The sequence below is a fragment of the Acinetobacter sp. 1130196 genome (assembly GCF_000588095.1).
Classification (GTDB): Bacteria; Pseudomonadota; Gammaproteobacteria; order Pseudomonadales; family Moraxellaceae; genus Acinetobacter; species Acinetobacter nosocomialis.
Genome location: NZ_JFWX01000042.1, coordinates 1 through 16,678, shown reverse-complemented (window position 1 = coordinate 16,678; position 16,678 = coordinate 1). Strand labels below are relative to the sequence as shown.

General features: G+C 39.8%; 16 protein-coding genes. 7 read left to right on the top strand and 9 right to left on the bottom strand.

Annotated elements, in window-relative coordinates; all coding sequences use genetic code 11:
• Nucleotides 1-159 precede the first annotated feature (159 nt).
• Nucleotides 160-567, top strand: a complete 408-nt coding sequence (locus tag J671_RS20700; RefSeq protein WP_031983289.1) for a hypothetical protein — start codon at nucleotides 160-162, stop codon at nucleotides 565-567.
• 52 nt (nucleotides 568-619) lie between these two features.
• On the opposite strand, the gene leuB is transcribed toward J671_RS20700, so the two are convergent.
• The 4 genes from leuB to leuC all read right to left on the bottom strand — a co-directional run bounded on the left by leuB (nucleotide 620) and on the right by leuC (nucleotide 4,518).
• Nucleotides 620-1,699 carry a 3-isopropylmalate dehydrogenase gene (leuB, locus tag J671_RS20695; protein WP_000043184.1) on the bottom strand — a complete coding sequence of 360 codons (1,080 nt, stop codon included), beginning with the start codon at nucleotides 1,697-1,699 and terminating at the stop codon, nucleotides 620-622.
• 31 nt (nucleotides 1,700-1,730) lie between these two features.
• Nucleotides 1,731-2,321, bottom strand: a complete 591-nt coding sequence (locus J671_RS20690; RefSeq protein WP_004710709.1) for a hypothetical protein — start codon at nucleotides 2,319-2,321, stop codon at nucleotides 1,731-1,733.
• A 112-nt stretch (nucleotides 2,322-2,433) separates the two neighbouring features.
• Complete coding sequence (gene leuD / locus J671_RS20685) at nucleotides 2,434-3,081, bottom strand: 3-isopropylmalate dehydratase small subunit (RefSeq protein WP_031983287.1); 648 nt, start codon at nucleotides 3,079-3,081, stop codon at nucleotides 2,434-2,436.
• An 18-nt stretch (nucleotides 3,082-3,099) separates the two neighbouring features.
• The gene (leuC, locus tag J671_RS20680) at nucleotides 3,100-4,518 is read right to left on the bottom strand and encodes a 3-isopropylmalate dehydratase large subunit (RefSeq protein WP_031983286.1); all 1,419 of its coding nucleotides are present in this window, start codon (nucleotides 4,516-4,518) and stop codon (nucleotides 3,100-3,102) included.
• Between the two features lie 238 nt (nucleotides 4,519-4,756).
• Between leuC and J671_RS20675 the strand changes: the two genes are divergently transcribed.
• Both J671_RS20675 and J671_RS20670 read left to right on the top strand, forming a co-directional pair.
• Nucleotides 4,757-5,011: a DUF2061 domain-containing protein gene (locus J671_RS20675; RefSeq protein ID WP_004883417.1), complete on the top strand. Its 255-nt coding sequence runs from the start codon at nucleotides 4,757-4,759 to the stop codon at nucleotides 5,009-5,011.
• Between the two features lie 117 nt (nucleotides 5,012-5,128).
• A complete protein-coding gene (locus tag J671_RS20670; RefSeq protein WP_002053310.1) occupies nucleotides 5,129-5,989 on the top strand; it encodes a LysR family transcriptional regulator in 861 nt (286 codons plus the stop codon).
• Between the two features lie 5 nt (nucleotides 5,990-5,994).
• Here J671_RS20670 and J671_RS20665 read toward each other — a convergent pair whose 3' ends face one another.
• The gene (locus tag J671_RS20665) at nucleotides 5,995-6,231 is read right to left on the bottom strand and encodes a hypothetical protein (protein WP_031983285.1); all 237 of its coding nucleotides are present in this window, start codon (nucleotides 6,229-6,231) and stop codon (nucleotides 5,995-5,997) included.
• A 95-nt stretch (nucleotides 6,232-6,326) separates the two neighbouring features.
• Between J671_RS20665 and J671_RS0104965 the strand changes: the two genes are divergently transcribed.
• Nucleotides 6,327-6,923 carry a hypothetical protein gene (locus J671_RS0104965; RefSeq protein ID WP_022575813.1) on the top strand — a complete coding sequence of 199 codons (597 nt, stop codon included), beginning with the start codon at nucleotides 6,327-6,329 and terminating at the stop codon, nucleotides 6,921-6,923.
• A gap of 4 nt (nucleotides 6,924-6,927) precedes the next feature.
• Here J671_RS0104965 and J671_RS20660 read toward each other — a convergent pair whose 3' ends face one another.
• Together J671_RS20660 and J671_RS20655 are read right to left on the bottom strand one after the other, a co-directional pair.
• Nucleotides 6,928-8,367, bottom strand: coding sequence for a DUF2252 domain-containing protein (locus tag J671_RS20660; RefSeq protein WP_031983284.1), 1,440 nt, complete (start codon nucleotides 8,365-8,367; stop codon nucleotides 6,928-6,930).
• 153 nt (nucleotides 8,368-8,520) lie between these two features.
• A complete protein-coding gene (locus J671_RS20655; RefSeq protein ID WP_002053378.1) occupies nucleotides 8,521-9,171 on the bottom strand; it encodes an HAD family hydrolase in 651 nt (216 codons plus the stop codon).
• 183 nt (nucleotides 9,172-9,354) lie between these two features.
• On the opposite strand from J671_RS20655, the gene J671_RS20650 reads away from it, so the two are divergent.
• The 3 genes from J671_RS20650 to katG all read left to right on the top strand — a co-directional run bounded on the left by J671_RS20650 (nucleotide 9,355) and on the right by katG (nucleotide 14,887).
• Entirely contained in the window at nucleotides 9,355-9,840 is a 486-nt protein-coding gene (locus J671_RS20650) for an RNA pyrophosphohydrolase (RefSeq protein ID WP_000567255.1), read from the top strand.
• A gap of 84 nt (nucleotides 9,841-9,924) precedes the next feature.
• A complete protein-coding gene (gene ptsP, locus J671_RS20645) occupies nucleotides 9,925-12,219 on the top strand; it encodes a phosphoenolpyruvate--protein phosphotransferase (protein ID WP_004710729.1) in 2,295 nt (764 codons plus the stop codon).
• A 511-nt stretch (nucleotides 12,220-12,730) separates the two neighbouring features.
• Nucleotides 12,731-14,887: a catalase/peroxidase HPI gene (katG, locus tag J671_RS20640; RefSeq protein ID WP_031983282.1), complete on the top strand. Its 2,157-nt coding sequence runs from the start codon at nucleotides 12,731-12,733 to the stop codon at nucleotides 14,885-14,887.
• A gap of 68 nt (nucleotides 14,888-14,955) precedes the next feature.
• Here katG and J671_RS20635 read toward each other — a convergent pair whose 3' ends face one another.
• Nucleotides 14,956-16,008, bottom strand: coding sequence for an MBL fold metallo-hydrolase (locus tag J671_RS20635; protein ID WP_004710732.1), 1,053 nt, complete (start codon nucleotides 16,006-16,008; stop codon nucleotides 14,956-14,958).
• 279 nt (nucleotides 16,009-16,287) lie between these two features.
• Nucleotides 16,288-16,678, bottom strand: a 391-nt coding sequence (locus J671_RS20630) for an IS30 family transposase (protein WP_000296298.1), incomplete at its 5' end; no start/stop codon positions are given.

The following is a 16,678-nucleotide window of genomic DNA, read 5'->3' as shown; positions in this document are numbered from 1 at the left end:
AAGTTTTTTTGCAAAATAATTATAAAGCCTTTCAGATATGAGTATGAATTGCTAGATAAACTCATCCTCCATTTATCATAAACTTCCTTTTTTTCTTTACAAGCTAGGCAATCCAACCTACCGTTATCTAACAATAAATATAATTTGATAGAGAGAAAAATGAATATATCGAACCTATGCCGAATAACCTTGCTCTCAGTGATGTCTATTTATTTGAACGGTTGCGCAACTCAACCACGCCAATCTGTCGACTTACAAGAATATTTAAAAGGCTTTCTGGGCAAATCATCGACCACCATTCAACAAGAACTAAACTTACGCGGTCTTGGCTTTCAAATTGCGCATGTTCCACAAAAAACATCAAATCAACTCATCTACACGATTTTACGGCCGTTAAGTATTCCCATTCCTATGGTGAGCAATGTAGAGATGGGTGGTAATCCAGTTCCTATTCAATTGGGGACATTAGGGAGCAACTCTTACGATGTTAATTTTAATTGCAAAGTTATTTTTCAGCTTAAAAATGACATTGCTGAATCTATTCAATACGAAGGTAAAGCTTGCTAAACACAACCATAAAAAACGCAGCTTGAAGCTGCGTTTTTTAGCAAAGTAGCGCTTAAGCAAGAGCAGCAACGACTGCTTCACCCATCTCGGCTGTACCTACTTTAGTCATGCCTTCAGACATAATATCGGCTGTACGGAAACCTTGATCAAGTACTTGCCCTACTGCATCTTCAATTGCTTTAGCAGCAGCTTCTTCACGGAAGGTATAACGAAGCATCATTGCAACAGAAAGAATGGTTGCTAATGGGTTTGCCACATTTTGACCCGCAATATCAGGCGCCGAACCATGACAAGGTTCATACATGCCTTTGCCATTTTCATCTAAAGAAGCTGACGGCAACATACCAATTGAGCCTGTAAGCATTGCTGCTTCGTCAGACAAGATATCGCCAAACAAGTTACCTGTAACGATTACGTCAAACTGTTTAGGTGCACGTACAAGTTGCATAGCAGCATTGTCCACATACATATGTGAAAGCTGAATATTTGGATAGTTCGCTTGCTGTAAGTCAGTAACCGTTTGCTTCCAAAGCTCTGTCACTTCTAAAACGTTTGCTTTATCTACAGAACACACTTTACCGCCACGTAATCCTGCAAGTTCAAAAGCAACTTTTGCAATACGCTTAATTTCGCTCTCAGAATAAACGTCAGTGTTATAGCCCTGTTTTTCACCATTTTCGAGTTCACGAATACCTCGTGGCTGACCAAAGTAGATACCACCAGTTAATTCACGAACAATTAAAATATCTAAACCAGCAACAATCTCAGGCTTTAAGCTAGAAGCATCGGCTAATTGTGGGTATAAAATCGCTGGGCGCAAGTTAGCAAACAAGTTAAGTTCACTACGAATTTTTAAAAGACCGCGTTCAGGGCGAATAGAGCGTTCAATAGTGTCCCATTTTGGTCCACCAACGGCGCCTAATAAAATGGCATCAGCTTTTTTGGCTTGCTCACTTGTTACAGCTGGATACGGTTCTCCATGAGCATCAATCGCAGCTCCACCTAACAAGCCATGTTCCCAAGTCAAAGACAAATTAAATTTTTCATTTACTTTATTTAATACTTTTTCTGCTGCCCCAACAATTTCAGGACCAATCCCATCGCCAGCCAAAATTAAAATCTGTTTAGACATGAAGTTTTCCATTTTCAAAGACAAGACAGTGTTATGACTGTCGTGGTGTTAGTTTTTTCTGTTCGAGAAATTCACCGAGTCCTGTGGTTACATCAAATGGTCGACAAAAACGGCGAATTACACGCCCATCCTGCTCTAAGTCAACACATAATGGATCTGGTACAGAAACATTCAGCAAACTACCCGAACGGTTAGATTTGTCTCGGTACATTTTAAACATATAGCGATGGTTGGCTTTGAATTGGTGAATAACATGGATGGTTTCTGCCCGATCTGGAGAAATCGGATAGTAACGAATCACCACTTCATATTGTTTGGCAGGCACAGATAAATACAAACTATTGCTTTGACTTAACACCGAACCATTTAATCTCACAATTCCTTGATGAATTGCCTGATTACTAATACGACGTGTCTGTGCATCAACAACAGTAATATCATTTAGCCGTTCAAATTCGCAACTTTTTGCGCCCGAACAATATATTGCTGCATTCTGCCCCAAATTTTCTTGTTCAGCCTGCTTAATACGAACAGTATCCACTACATTGTAAGTGCTCTGACAAGCACTTAGTGTTATTGCGCACAGGCCCAACAAAAAGCTATGAGTAACGTTCCTCTTCATTGTTCAAGCCCAATCCTCATCTAGTGCATAATTTTAAGCTGTTGTTATGCTTTAGCATGTTAGCAAGAGTTTGAACACGACGCCATGACTATGTTTAAAATGTACCAAAAGGTTAATTTATCTCTTGGAATACCCAAGGACGAACCTGTTTGGTTTTTTCTTCATAAGCGCGAATTGCGTCCGCATTTTGAAGAGTTAAGCCAATATCATCCAAGCCATTTAACAAGCAATGCTTACGAAATGGATCCACTTCGAATTTAAATGCTTCACCTGCTGGTGTACGAACTTCTTGCGCAGCCAAATCAATCGTTAATTGATATCCTTCATTCGCAGCACATTCTTTGAATAATTGATCAACAATATTCTCAGATAAAATAACTGGTAACATGCCGTTTTTAAAACAGTTATTAAAGAAAATATCCGCAAAACTTGGAGCAATAACAGTACGGAAACCATATTCGTTTAATGCCCAAGGTGCATGTTCACGACTTGAACCACAACCAAAGTTAGTACGAGCAATTAAAACAGTTGCCCCTTGATAACGTTGCTGATTCAAAACAAAGTCAGGGTTCTTTGGGCGTACTGAGTTATCTTGACCTGGGTAGCCTTCATCTAAATAGCGAAGTTCATCGAATAAATTGTCGCCAAAACCAGTACGTTTAATCGATTTTAAAAACTGTTTTGGAATAATTAAATCTGTATCAACATTGGCACGATCTAATGGTGCAACGATACCTTGTTCAACTGTATAAGCTTTCATGGTTTGCTCCAGACCGAATTAAAATGAACGAACGTCAACAAAATGACCCGCGATTGCAGCAGCCGCTGCCATTGCCGGACTCACCAAATGAGTACGACCACCATTACCTTGACGACCTTCAAAGTTACGGTTTGATGTCGATGCACAGTGTTCACCCGGTTGTAACTTGTCTGCGTTCATTGCTAAACACATTGAACAACCCGGTTCACGCCATTCAAAGCCAGCTTCCAAGAAAATTTTATCCAAACCTTCTTTTTCTGCCTGTTGTTTAACTAAACCAGAACCCGGAACAATCATGGCCTGCTTAATGCTAGAAGCCACTTTACGGCCTTTAACCACTTCAGCAGCAGCACGAATATCTTCAATACGTGAGTTAGTGCAAGAACCAATAAACACACGATCAAGTTGAATATCAGCCAATGCTTGACCTGCATTTAAACCCATATATTGATACGCACGCGTCCAGTCACTACGTTGTACGTCATCTTTGGCTTGTTCTAAAGTTGGTACAGCTTTCGACACTGGAATCACCATCTCAGGTGAAGTACCCCAAGACACTTGTGGCTCAATCTCTGCGCCATTTAATTCAACAACTGCATCAAAAACAGCATCATCGTCTGAATGTAAAGTGTTCCAGTAAGCAACCGCTTGTTCCCACTGCTCACCTTTTGGTGCGTAGCTACGGTCTTTTACGTATCCAATAGTCTTATCATCAACTGCGACCATACCAACACGAGCACCCGCTTCAATCGCCATGTTGCATACCGTCATACGTCCTTCAATCGACATATCACGGAAAACCTGACCACCGAACTCAATTGCGTAACCTGTACCGCCTGCAGTACCGATTTTACCGATAATGGCCAACACAACATCTTTTGGTGTTACACCCTTACCTAAAACGCCATCAACACGAACCAACATATTTTTTGATTTTTTCTGAATCAAACATTGTGTCGCTAAAACGTGTTCAACTTCAGATGTCCCGATACCATGCGCCAAACAACCAAAAGCACCGTGAGTTGCTGTATGCGAGTCACCGCATACCACAGTCATACCTGGTAATGTTAAACCTTGTTCAGGACCAACAACATGCACAATACCTTGGCGAATGTCATTAATACCAAACTCAACAATATTAAAAGCCTTACAGTTATCATCTAAAGTTTGAACTTGAATACGAGACGTATCATCTTCAATACCTGCAATGCCTTGATCTCGCTCTTTTTTAGAAGTCGGAACGTTATGGTCTGGTGTAGCCACGTTCGCGCTTAAACGCCACGGTTGACGACCCGCGAGTTGCAAACCTTCAAATGCTTGTGGACTTGTTACTTCATGCAATAAATGACGGTCGATATAAAGTAAGCACGAACCATCATCACGCTCTGTAACTACGTGGTCATCCCACAATTTGTCATATAAAGTTTTGCCTGCCATGTCGTCTTGCTCCATTGGACTGGGTAATTCTAATCTTTCTTCGATTATAGCCAGAGTTTCACATAAATCTAATTTATCATTTTTATAAATTAGAAAACTTTTAGGAATCATTCCCGTCTTTATTTATATTGCTCAAAAATATTTAAATCGGTTTTGCTAATGATTATCATTTGCATAATCCATTTTTAATCTTATACTCTTATCTCTATACTAAAAATATCAAATATAGGTAGAGAGAATGATGATGGCTAATATTCAAAAATTCGTTGTAAATAACCAACGTACATTAAAGAAAACCTTAAGTTACTACATTATGCATATTACGGTAGCCATGTTAGTTGCCTACTTTGTAACGGGTAATATTTGGATGGCTTTAACCTTAAGTATGTTAGAACCAACCGTACAAGCATTTGCATTTTTCTTTCATGAAAAAGTATGGGCAGCAAAAGACCGTCGTATTTCAGCTTTAAACGAAAAAGAGACAACTGCTTAGGTTAAGATTAATACGCCAAATCACAAGTTTATAGAACGTTTGGCTGCAAGCATGATACGATTTTGGCTTGGCGACTTTAGCCTCTCTCGATTTTTCTATTCCAAGTAGAGTTGTATTATGAATCTTGCAGCCTTTGAAGCTTTTGTAAAAGTTATGGAAACAGGGTCTATCTCTGTGGCTGCAGATCAACTCTTTATTACCCAACCTGCTGTTACCAAACGTATTCATAGTCTCGAAGAATATTTCGGCGTAAAGCTATTTGAGTCGGCAGGACGTGGGGTTCAAGCCACTCATGCTGCGCATTCATTATTACCAAAAGTCAAAAGCTGGTTAAATGAACTTAAAGATATTCACCACACGCTAAGTCATGAACAAACACAAATACAAGGCCGTTTAAAAATTGGCACGAGTCATCACATCGGTTTGCACCACTTACCTGCTCCACTTAAACACTTTGTTCAGCAGTTTCCACAAGTCACTTTAGACGTACATTTTGTTGACTCAGAACAAGCACATGAACAGGTCCTTGCTGGTGATTTAGAGCTTGCATTTTTAACACTTCCACCTTCAGGTGATGAACGTCTTAACTACATTACCATCTGGAATGATCCTTTAGTTTTTGTAGCTGCGCCATTTCATCCATTGGCACAGCAAAAGAATCTCACTTTGCAAGATTTAATCGAATATCCAAGTTTGCTGCCTGCCGCACAGACTTATACAGCCCAAATTACTTTAGCCGAGTTTGAAAAACAAGGCCTTAAACCGAAAATTACTATGAGCAATAACCCTCTAGAGTCAATTCGTATGTTGGTCTCTATTGGTTTAGGTTGGTCAGTTTTACCAAAAACTTTATTGAATCAAGATATGCAGCAGCTCGATTTAAATGTCGAGATGAACCGTCAGCTAGGTATGGTATGGCACCCTGCACGTACGCAATCTAGAGCCATGCAAGAGTTGATTAAAATGATGCAAGAATAACGGTATTAATGGCTATATTTTTTAACAAGGATATAAAACAAAACCGCGAAAGGTAGTAGTAAAAATAGAACGCCCCAACTGAAACATATAGCAGCGAAAATAATTCCGCCAAGTGCACTCATAAACAGTAAAGCAATGATATAAATAAGTAACTCACCAAAAATAGCGGTAATGAGCTGATCTATAAATTCTTGAAAGAAACCATTGCTACCTTTACTTTTAGTGCGCTTATTTTTAGTCATGCTATTTTAATTAATAAAGTTATATATTGATTAGAAATAATACTGTAAATATATACCCTTTACTCTACTATCATTATACTTTTCGCTTAAGATTCATGATTGTGAAGAATCCATATTCAAATATAATTAAAGTCGGTTTATATATATTTATAACTTTAGCTATCTTAGTTCTAGTTACATTTATTTGGTTTAAACCGATACGTGTTATTTTCGCCCATCACCTTTCATTGTTACATTGTGATGGTCAAGTCTGTGTAGATAATCCAAAGACACAACCTCTTGCGAACACACTTTATAATCAGGCATTACAAGAAACCCAAGATAAACTAGGTGCTTTTCATCAACAACCCACTATGGTTTTTTGCTCCACTCCACAATGTGCCAATACCTTTGGTATGGAAAAAGCAGCCGCTAAAGCGGTTGGTAATTTGGGGTTATTGGTTGCACCGCGAGGCTGGAAAGATTTCTACATCACTCATGAACTTATTCATCATCGACAAGCCGAAGAATGGGGAAATATAGCAATGCTGACTAAACCTAAATGGCTGGTAGAAGGCATGGCTTATAGTTTAAGTGATGATCCACGCCCTACGTTATCGGAGCCCTTTCAGCAATGGCGGGCGCACTTCAAGCGTTGGCATCAACATAACCCTGACCCAAATATTTGGCATGCCACAGAGAAAGTTAAATAATTTATTAAAGCGCATCATCTCCGGCGAGCTGAATCTTACTATCAGCAATTTCATTCATAAATTGCTGATAGTCGTTTAGATTACGCTCTGCATATTCTTCTGCATAGGTTTGTAATACGTCTACAATCGTATCGCCCTCTCCAAGATATCCTATAAGTACATCTGCATTTCCCGATTTTGCATGGGCATGCGCTAAAGCCAAGCCACAATCTTCAGCATACTTATAGAAATACTCTTCATCCATATCCTTAAGATTAAAAGAGATTTTCATATCACGTAACTGACGTACATGAAAATGTTGAGTTGATATTGAGGAAAATCCAAGAAATATATCACTTGCGGCCTGCATCAGTTGCTGGCCATGTATTACACGTTCACCTTCGTGATTTACTTGTTCTACAAATAACGGACTAAGAATTGATGGATTCGCTTCTTTCATTTGTAAAATTAATGGTTCCCGATCTGCATCCTGAAATAATGCTATGGCTGATCGTGTACCAACACTTCCGATACCAACCACTTTAAAAGCCACATCTGTACATTGATAACGATCAAAAAGGACTTGGCGATCATATTTCAAAGAGTCACGATATTGTTTAAAGAATACATCAACATCTTTACTAAATGGTTCATCTGCACTTGGATGCCATAATAACGGCGCATCATCTACAAAATGACGTAAACCTGTATCTTGGTCTTGCTGTGTAAGCTTCGGCAATACAGAGTACACCGTTTTTTTCTGCGCAGAATCAAGATCCTTTTCGCTTTTCTTTCTTAGTTTTGGGCATTCAGTATTTTCTAATAAGGTAACGGCATCAATTTTTTCATACCAAACTTGTAGGGGCGAAAGTTTGGCATTTTCTAATAAGTGCTGACGATAGCTATTCAGCATTATTTTAACTGCCTTTAAACCCACTTTATCTGCAAGATTAATATCGCGTGCTGCAATCACAAAACTGGTTGCTAAACGCTTTACATCCCATTCAAACGGGGCAACTAAAGTTTCATCAAAATCATTAATTCCAAATAACAGGTTGCGTTCTGGACTTGCAAAACCACCAAAGTTACTTAAATGACAATCACCACAAATCTGTTGAAATAAACCTGAATTTAGTGGCTCCCACACTTGGTCAAATAGCATCAAAGAAGGCATACCACGATAAAATGTAAATGGTGAAACGCTCATCCGTTTTGCACGAATCGGTTTGAGTTTTTCTAAACGTCCTTGGTTAGTCCAATCATAGATCGTTAAAGCAGTTGTTCCTTCTGGCCGTTCAGAAAGTTTTGAAAGTTGTTCAAGCGGTACTTTTTTCCGTTGAGTCTTACCTAATTTAAAACCCTCACTTTTACTCAGTAATTTTCCTTGATAGCTATGACGTGTTAAATCAATGCTTTGATTATTCCAAAGTTGTTCTGGTAATTTAATCTGTAGTGTTTTTGACATTATTACCTCTTTTTTTAAATTTATTTTTATTGAACTTATCAATATTTATTTTTGGATTAGGATTTTCATGGGATATAAAAAGAACGATTTAAACCTAATGAATTAAGAGTTGGAAAACCTTAAATACCGTATGGGTCTTCCAACTCTACAATCTTAAATCGACCAGTCCTGAATTTCCCAGTTATGCTCTTGAGCTAACTTTTCTAGACGATCATCAGGATTTACAGCAATTGCATGTGTTGCATATTCAAGTAAAAAACGGTCATTGATTGAATCTGAATAAGCCCAAGACTCAGACACACTGCGTCCAGCCAACCAATCGTCAAGACGCGCAAGCTTACCTTTTTGATAACATGCCAAGCCCGCAACTTTACCTGTATATTTGCCATCAACAACTTCGGCATTGGTTGCTAAAATTTCAGTAATGCCAAATTCACGGAAAATCGGCGCCGTAATAAAATCACTCGTTGCCGTAATACCCACAATGGTATGGCCTAAATCTTGATGTTTCTTAATCGCCTCAAAACCTTTAGGGCGCATTTGAGGGCGAATTACTTTTTCCATAAACAACTGATGAAGCTCAGTTAAATAGTTATTGTCATGCTTAGTTAAAAAGCCAAAAACAAATTCATTATAAGCATAGGGGTCAAGTTGCCCTGCTTTGTAATCTTCATAAAATTTATCATTCATCTGACGATGATGAACCGGATCAACCAAACCTTCATTGACTAAAAATTCACCCCAAGAATGGTCTGAATCGGTATTTAACAAGGTATGGTCTAAATCAAACAACGCCAGTTTCATGAAAATTCTCGTTTAAACTGAAATTTAAGAAAAAAAATGTAAATCTATCTCCGCTAGTCGATAGAAATTCGTTAAGATCGTAACAATTTAAACATTTTACTTTGATCTTTTCGAGCTGGACATAAAAAGTTGTTGGTCCCCGTGGTCAAAGTCAACGATATAGACAAATATTTAGGTAGCCAAATGATCGACTCAGAAGGTTTCCGACCGAATGTCGGGATCATTTTGGCAAACGATGATGGACAGGTTTTATGGGCAAAGCGCATTGGTCACAATGCTTGGCAATTTCCACAAGGAGGCATCCAGTTTGGAGAAACCCCTGAACAGGCACTTTTTCGAGAACTGAGAGAAGAAATCGGCTTATTGCCCGAACATGTCCAGATTATTGCGCAAACCAAGGGATGGCTGCGTTATCGTTTGCCACATCGGTACATTCGGTCAGACTCTGACCCCGTATGTATCGGACAGAAACAAAAATGGTTTTTACTGAAGTTAACTGCGCCTGCAAAAAATATTCAGTTGAACCTCTCTGACCCGCCCGAATTCGATGAATGGCAGTGGGTTAGCTATTGGTATCCTCTTGGTCAAGTGGTGAACTTTAAGCGTGATGTTTACCGCAAAGCCATGGTGGAGTTGTGTACACAGTTGCCTATGCAACAATTACCCTAAAAATCATTTATCTAGCAAATGATTTTTATTAAAAGTGCTGTTATAAATACATTCATAGTCTAAAAAATACTGGAGTATACATCCATGTCAAACATGCAACTCGACACTCTAAGACGCATTGTCCAAGAGATTAATGCGTCCGTGAGTTTGCATGAATCGTTAGACATTATGGTCAATCAGGTTGCTGAGGCCATGAAAGTGGATGTTTGCTCTATTTATTTACTCGATGAACGCAATCAGCGTTATGTCTTGATGGCCTCAAAAGGCTTAAATCCAGAATCTGTTGGACATGTCTCATTGCAGTTAGGTGAAGGCTTGGTCGGTCTGGTTGGGCAACGTGAGGAAATCGTTAACCTTGATAATGCCCCAAAGCATGAGCGCTTCTTGTACTTACCCGAAACGGGCGAAGAAATTTATAACTCATTCCTCGGCGTACCTGTCATGTACCGTCGTAAGGTTATGGGTGTTTTAGTCGTCCAAAATAGACTTCCTCAAGATTTTAGCGAAGCAGCCGAGTCCTTTTTAGTTACGCTATGTGCACAGCTTTCCGGGGTAATTGCACATGCTCACGCGGTTGGTAACATCGATGTATTTCGTAAACCAAGCAATGGCCCTGCCTATAAAACCTTCCAAGGCGCTTCAGGTGCAGGCGGTGTTGCTTTAGGCCGCGCTATCATTTTATATCCCCCTGCCGATTTGGGTGCTGTCCCTGACCGTGAAGCAGAAGATATTAGCCATGAACTTCGCCTTTTAGATCAAGCGATCTCATCAGTTCGTTCAGAAATTCGTTCTTTAGACGAAAAAATGCATGATTCACTCATGGCAGAAGAACGCGCTTTATTTAGTGTTTTCTTAAGAATGCTAGATGAAAATGCATTACCTGCAGAAATTAAAGATCTGATTCGTGATGGTCATTGGGCACAAGGTGCTGTACGTCGTGTAATTGAAAAGCACACTGCCCTATTTGCGCAAATGGAAGATGACTATCTTCGCGAACGCGTTTCCGACCTTAAAGATTTAGGCCGACGTATTTTAGCGTGTTTACAAGAAGAAGATTCTAGCCACCGTGAACTCAGTCCAGACAGTATTTTAATTGGTGAAGAAATTAGTACTGCTGCGCTCGTCGAGTTACCAGTCGATAATATCGCTGCTATTGTAACCTCAGAAGGTGCAGCTAATTCACATATGGTGATTGTGGCACGCGCATTAGGTATTCCAACTGTAGTTGGTGTAACCGAACTGCCTGTAAATACGCTTGATGACGCGGAAATGATTGTGGATGCCTATCAGGGTCGTGTTTTTGTGAACCCTCCACGTCGTTTACGCCAACGCTATAAAGAAATTCAAAAAGAAGACGAGCAAATCGCAAAAGATCTCAAACAATACGAGACCAAAGAAGCGATTACTCCTGATGGGGTTTCTGTTCAACTTTTTGTAAACACGGGTCTCATGATTGATGTTGTTCGCGGCGTACAACGCGGCGCGCAAGGTGTAGGTCTATACCGAAGTGAAATTCCATTCATGTTACGGGAACGTTTCCCGGGTGAAGAAGAACAACGTGCAATCTACCGCCAACAGTTGAGTCACTTTGCCAATAAACCAGTAGTAATGCGAACCCTCGATATTGGTGCCGATAAAGATTTACCGTACTTCAGTATCGAAGAAGAAAACTCAGCATTAGGATGGCGCGGTATTCGTTTTACACTCGATCATCCGGAGATTTTCTCAGCACAAATCCGAGCAATGCTCAAAGCCAGTATTGGTTTAAATAACTTACATATTCTATTGCCAATGGTGACAACAGTAAGTGAAGTCGAAGAAGTACTTTATTTACTTGAGCGAGACTGGATAGCCGTGCAAGAAGAAGAGCAAGTTAAAATTACTAAACCAAAAATCGGGATTATGGTAGAGGTACCAAGTGTACTGCTACAAATTGATGAGTTTGCTGAACTTGTCGATTTCTTCTCGGTTGGTTCAAATGATTTAACTCAATACTTACTTGCGGTAGACCGTAATAATCCGCATGTGGCTAGCGTATATTCACACTTCCATCCATCTATTTTGCGTGCGTTGACTCGACTGGTGAAGGAATGTCACAAATACCAAAAACCGGTAAGTATTTGTGGTGAGATGGCGGGTGACCCATTATCAGCAATCTTACTAATGGCAATGGGCTTTAATACTCTTTCTATGAGTTCAAGCAATATCTTACGTGTGCGTAAAGCAATTTGCCATGTACCAATGACAGATGCGCAAAAGTTACTTGATGATGTCATGAAAATGAATAACCCGCTTATTGTAAAAAGCTGGCTTGAGTATTACTTTAAAACGCATGGTTTGGCGGATATGGTTAAATCTAACCGCCTTGTCACCGTATAAATATTTAAAAAAGGAGAGTTTTAACTCTCCTTTTTAATTGAACTAGTTTTAGTTTTTTCTTTTTCAAATCCCCATTTACCGTACTCAACAATTTTGCTTAACCCTTAAAATCGATTTTACCTATTAATATAGACAATTTAATCCATTTGAAAAATAAACAATCAAATTTTAGTATATTTAAAGAACGAAATTGAAAGATATTGCGATGTTTCAATGATTAAGGAGCTCATGCCATGCATCATTATTTGCAAAAGTCGAACCATTTTCCCTCTTGTTTTTTAGCCTTCATGCAGTAAATTGAAGGAATAATAAACAAAGGAAACTCATGTATTGTTGAATAAAAATGATGAGCTGACATAACAGTGAAAAAATTTTTAAAACGGTTTATCTCACCACTTGTTTCCTCATTTCTTTATTCGATAAGCATCATTTTTTAACCCAGAAGTCCAGGAAAATGAGCTTTCGGTTCCATTAAGAGCTCAAATAAATATTACCCAGAGAGAATATAATCATGTCAAACGAATCAAAATGTCCTTTTTCAGGTCATAACTCAAAACCGCAAGTAACAGTCGGTGGTGGCACGACTAATTTGCACTGGTGGCCAAATCAATTACGCGTCGACTTACTCAATCAACATTCAGAACGCTCTAATCCATTTGGTAAAGATTTTAATTACCGTGAAGAATTTAAAAAAATTGACTACTACGCACTTAAAGCGGATATCAAAAATGTCTTAACCGATTCCCAAGATTGGTGGCCAGCCGATTGGGGAAATTACACAGGCTTATTTATTCGTTTAGCATGGCATGCTGCCGGCACCTACCGTATGGGTGATGGCCGTGGTGGTGCGGGTCGTGGTCAACAACGTTTTGCGCCTTTAAATAGCTGGCCTGACAACGCAAGTTTAGATAAAGCACGCCGTTTACTATGGCCTGTTAAACAAAAATACGGTCAAAAAATATCATGGGCTGACTTATTTATTCTTGCCGGGAACATTGCACTTGAGTCTTCTGGCTTCCGTACCTTTGGTTTTGGTGCTGGTCGTGAAGATGTGTGGGAACCAGACAACGATGTAAACTGGGGCGATGAAAAAGAATGGTTAGCTCATCGTAACTCTGAAGCTTTAGCTGGCAGTAATCTTGCGGCAACCGAGATGGGACTAATTTATGTAAACCCTGAAGGCCCAGAAGCTAGCGGTGACCCAAGATCAGCTGCGCCTTTTATTCGCGCGACTTTCGGCAACATGGCAATGGACGATGAAGAAATTGTTGCTTTGATTGCAGGCGGTCATACTTTAGGTAAAACTCACGGTGCAGCCTCTGCTGACCATGTTCATGCCGATCCAGAAGGCGCTCCAATTGAGCAAATGGGCTTTGGCTGGGCAAATAGCTATGGCACAGGTGTGGGTAAAGATGCGATCACGTCAGGTTTAGAAGTGATTTGGTCACAGACACCAACACAATGGAGCAATTACTTCTTTGAAAACCTATTCAAATACGAGTGGGTACAAGAACGTTCACCTGCTGGTGCAATCCAATGGGTAGCAGCAGATGCTGAGGCAATTATTCCTGATCCTTTCGACCCGTCAATTAAACGTAAGCCAACAATGTTGACTACAGATTTGACTTTACGTTTTGATCCTGAGTTTGAAAAGATCTCTCGTCGCTTCCATAACGACCCTCAAGCCTTTGCAAATGCTTTTGCCCGCGCATGGTTCAAATTAACTCACCGCGATATGGGTCCAAAAGCACGTTATTTAGGTCCTGAAGTCCCTGCTGAAGATTTAATTTGGCAAGACCCATTACCGGCCGCTAACGCTATTCCATCTGCTGCAAGTATTGCTGATGCAAAAGCAAAAATTGTGGCATTAGGATTATCTGCCGGTGAGTTGGTTTCTCTTGGTTGGGCATCAGCATCAACATTCCGTGGTGGAGACAAACGCGGTGGAGCAAACGGTGCACGCATTGCTTTAGCTCCTCAACGTGGTTGGGAAGTCAATAAAAAAGCTGTTGAGACTTTAACTAAAATTGAAGAACTCAAAGCATCAACCCAATTATCATTGGCTGACTTAATTGTGCTTGCAGGGAACATCGGTGTAGAACAAGCTGCTCAGGCGGCAGGTTTCAACGTTAGCGTACCATTCGCTCCTGGTCGCGTTGATGCATTACAAAGTCAAACTGATATCGAAACTTTCCAATTACTACTCGGCGCTGCTGATGGCTTTAGAAACTGGAAGAAAGAAGGTATCAACACACCAGCTGAAATCTTATTGATTGATAAAGCTCAGCAACTGACTTTGACTGCACCAGAGTTAACTGCATTAATTGGTGGTTTACGTGTACTGGGCACCAATTGGGATGGTTCACAGCATGGTGTATTCACTCAGCAAGTCGGTGTACTTAGCACAGATTTCTTTACAAACTTACTCGACATGTCGAATGTATGGGCACCTGTTGATTCAACAAGTGAAGTATTTGAAGGCAAAGATCGTAAAACAGGTGCAGTTAAATTTACTGCAACACGCAATGATTTAGTCTTTGGTTCTAATTCAATCTTACGTGCATTGGCAGAGGTTTATGCTCAAGCCGACGGTAAAGAAAAATTTGTTAAAGACTTTGTTGCAGCATGGACAAAAGTCATGAATCTTGACCGTTTTGACTTAGCTTAATTTAAGTCGAAATAATAAAAAGCCAGTTCAATTTGAACTGGCTTTTTTAATATAAAAACCATAGGCTTTTAGACAGTCAATTTATGCCCTTCTCGAATACAATAAAAGGGATTAGCAAGTTTTGATGAAGCTTTAATAGCTTGAGCTAAAGCATGTTCAGGGTCTTCCCGATCTTCATCTGTTAACTGAAAAGTTCGATAGTGAATCGCAACAGAACGATGCGCTTGTAAATCCAAATGTGCATGAACTGCATCTTGAGGGTTCATGTGAACGTAGCTCATTAGTTTACGAGGTTCATAAGCTCCAATTGGAAGTAAAGCAACACGTGGTGCGCCATAACGTGCATGTATCTGTTTGAAGTGTGCTGCATAGCCAGTGTCACCAGCGAAAAAACAATGACCTGTTTTTGCCAAAACCGAAAAACCACCCCAAAGTGCTTTATTTTGATCACGTAAGCCCCGCCCCGAACCGTGCTGAGCAGGTGTATAGACAATTCTTAACTCATGATAAGGAATTTCTTGCCACCAATCCATTTCAATGACATGGAAATCTTTAGGCAAGTAAAACCCGTTGCCAAGCCCTGTATAAATCGGCATCGCAAATTTCTTGTGCAACCATTCAAGCGTTGCCAAATCCATATGATCATAATGATTATGGCTCAGTAAGACTCCATGAATAGTGGGCAACTGTTCCAAAGCAAAACCGGCCGGGCATACACGGCGTGGCCCACGCCCATGCAACGGACTCGCATAATCACACCAAACCGGGTCGGTAATAAAGTTATATGGTCCAATTTGAATGAGTACAGTAGCGTGACCTACAAACCATACTTGCCAATCATCTAAATCCGCATGAGGACGGTTCTGTGGTAAGGCAATTGGTGTATTCACACGAGTTTCGTATTCACCTTGAATATCAACATTCCATGTATAAGATTCACGAGTGACTAACCAACGCAATAATTCTTTCGATCCTCGTGCAGGCGATCTAGGCTGCTGATTATAAAAACGGGTGTCGTTTTCATGGCCCAATTCAGGATGACAAAAAGGCGGTTTTATCCATGTATGCGTCCAACAGGACTGAGTCGGCAATTGATAAGTTAATGTCGGCTTGTCTTTCATGGGCTTATTCTATGGTTGTAGCATCAGGAGGATGATTCATTCAATTTTCTATCTTAGCGATTTAAATAAATTAAGCTATGACACTTACACTTATTTATCATATAAATATCCCTTTATTTTTGTCGCCGCCGACATACATCAATCTAAAGTGCCACAAAAAAATGTTTAGATGTGTTGAGTTTGTGATTCGTTACTTACAGTTCTTATTAAAAGCTACTGTATAACATAACAATAGTATATAATAAGTAATCTATAGCTAAAGGATGAACTACGGCGAATTCAAACATGAGGTGCGACAGTTTCAAAAGCCATATGATAATCAACAAGCTGAGCAAATTTCTCTAATGGTGTAAGCCAATCTAACGCCTTTCTAGGACGAGTATTCAGTGACATGGCAACTTGATTTAAATAATGCTGATCTGCCTGATTTAAATCAATCCCTTTAGGTAAATATTGCCTAATTAAACCATTCATATTTTCGCATGTGCCTTTTTGCCAAGGTGAATGTGGGTCACAGAAATATACATCTATGCCTAAATCTTCTTCGAGTATTTTATGTTCTGACATCTCGCGTCCACGGTCATAGGTCAACGTTTTACGCAGTTCTGCAGGTAAATATTTCAGAGCTTCAGTTAAAGCCTTGCGCACTGATTCTGCCTTTGCATCAGGT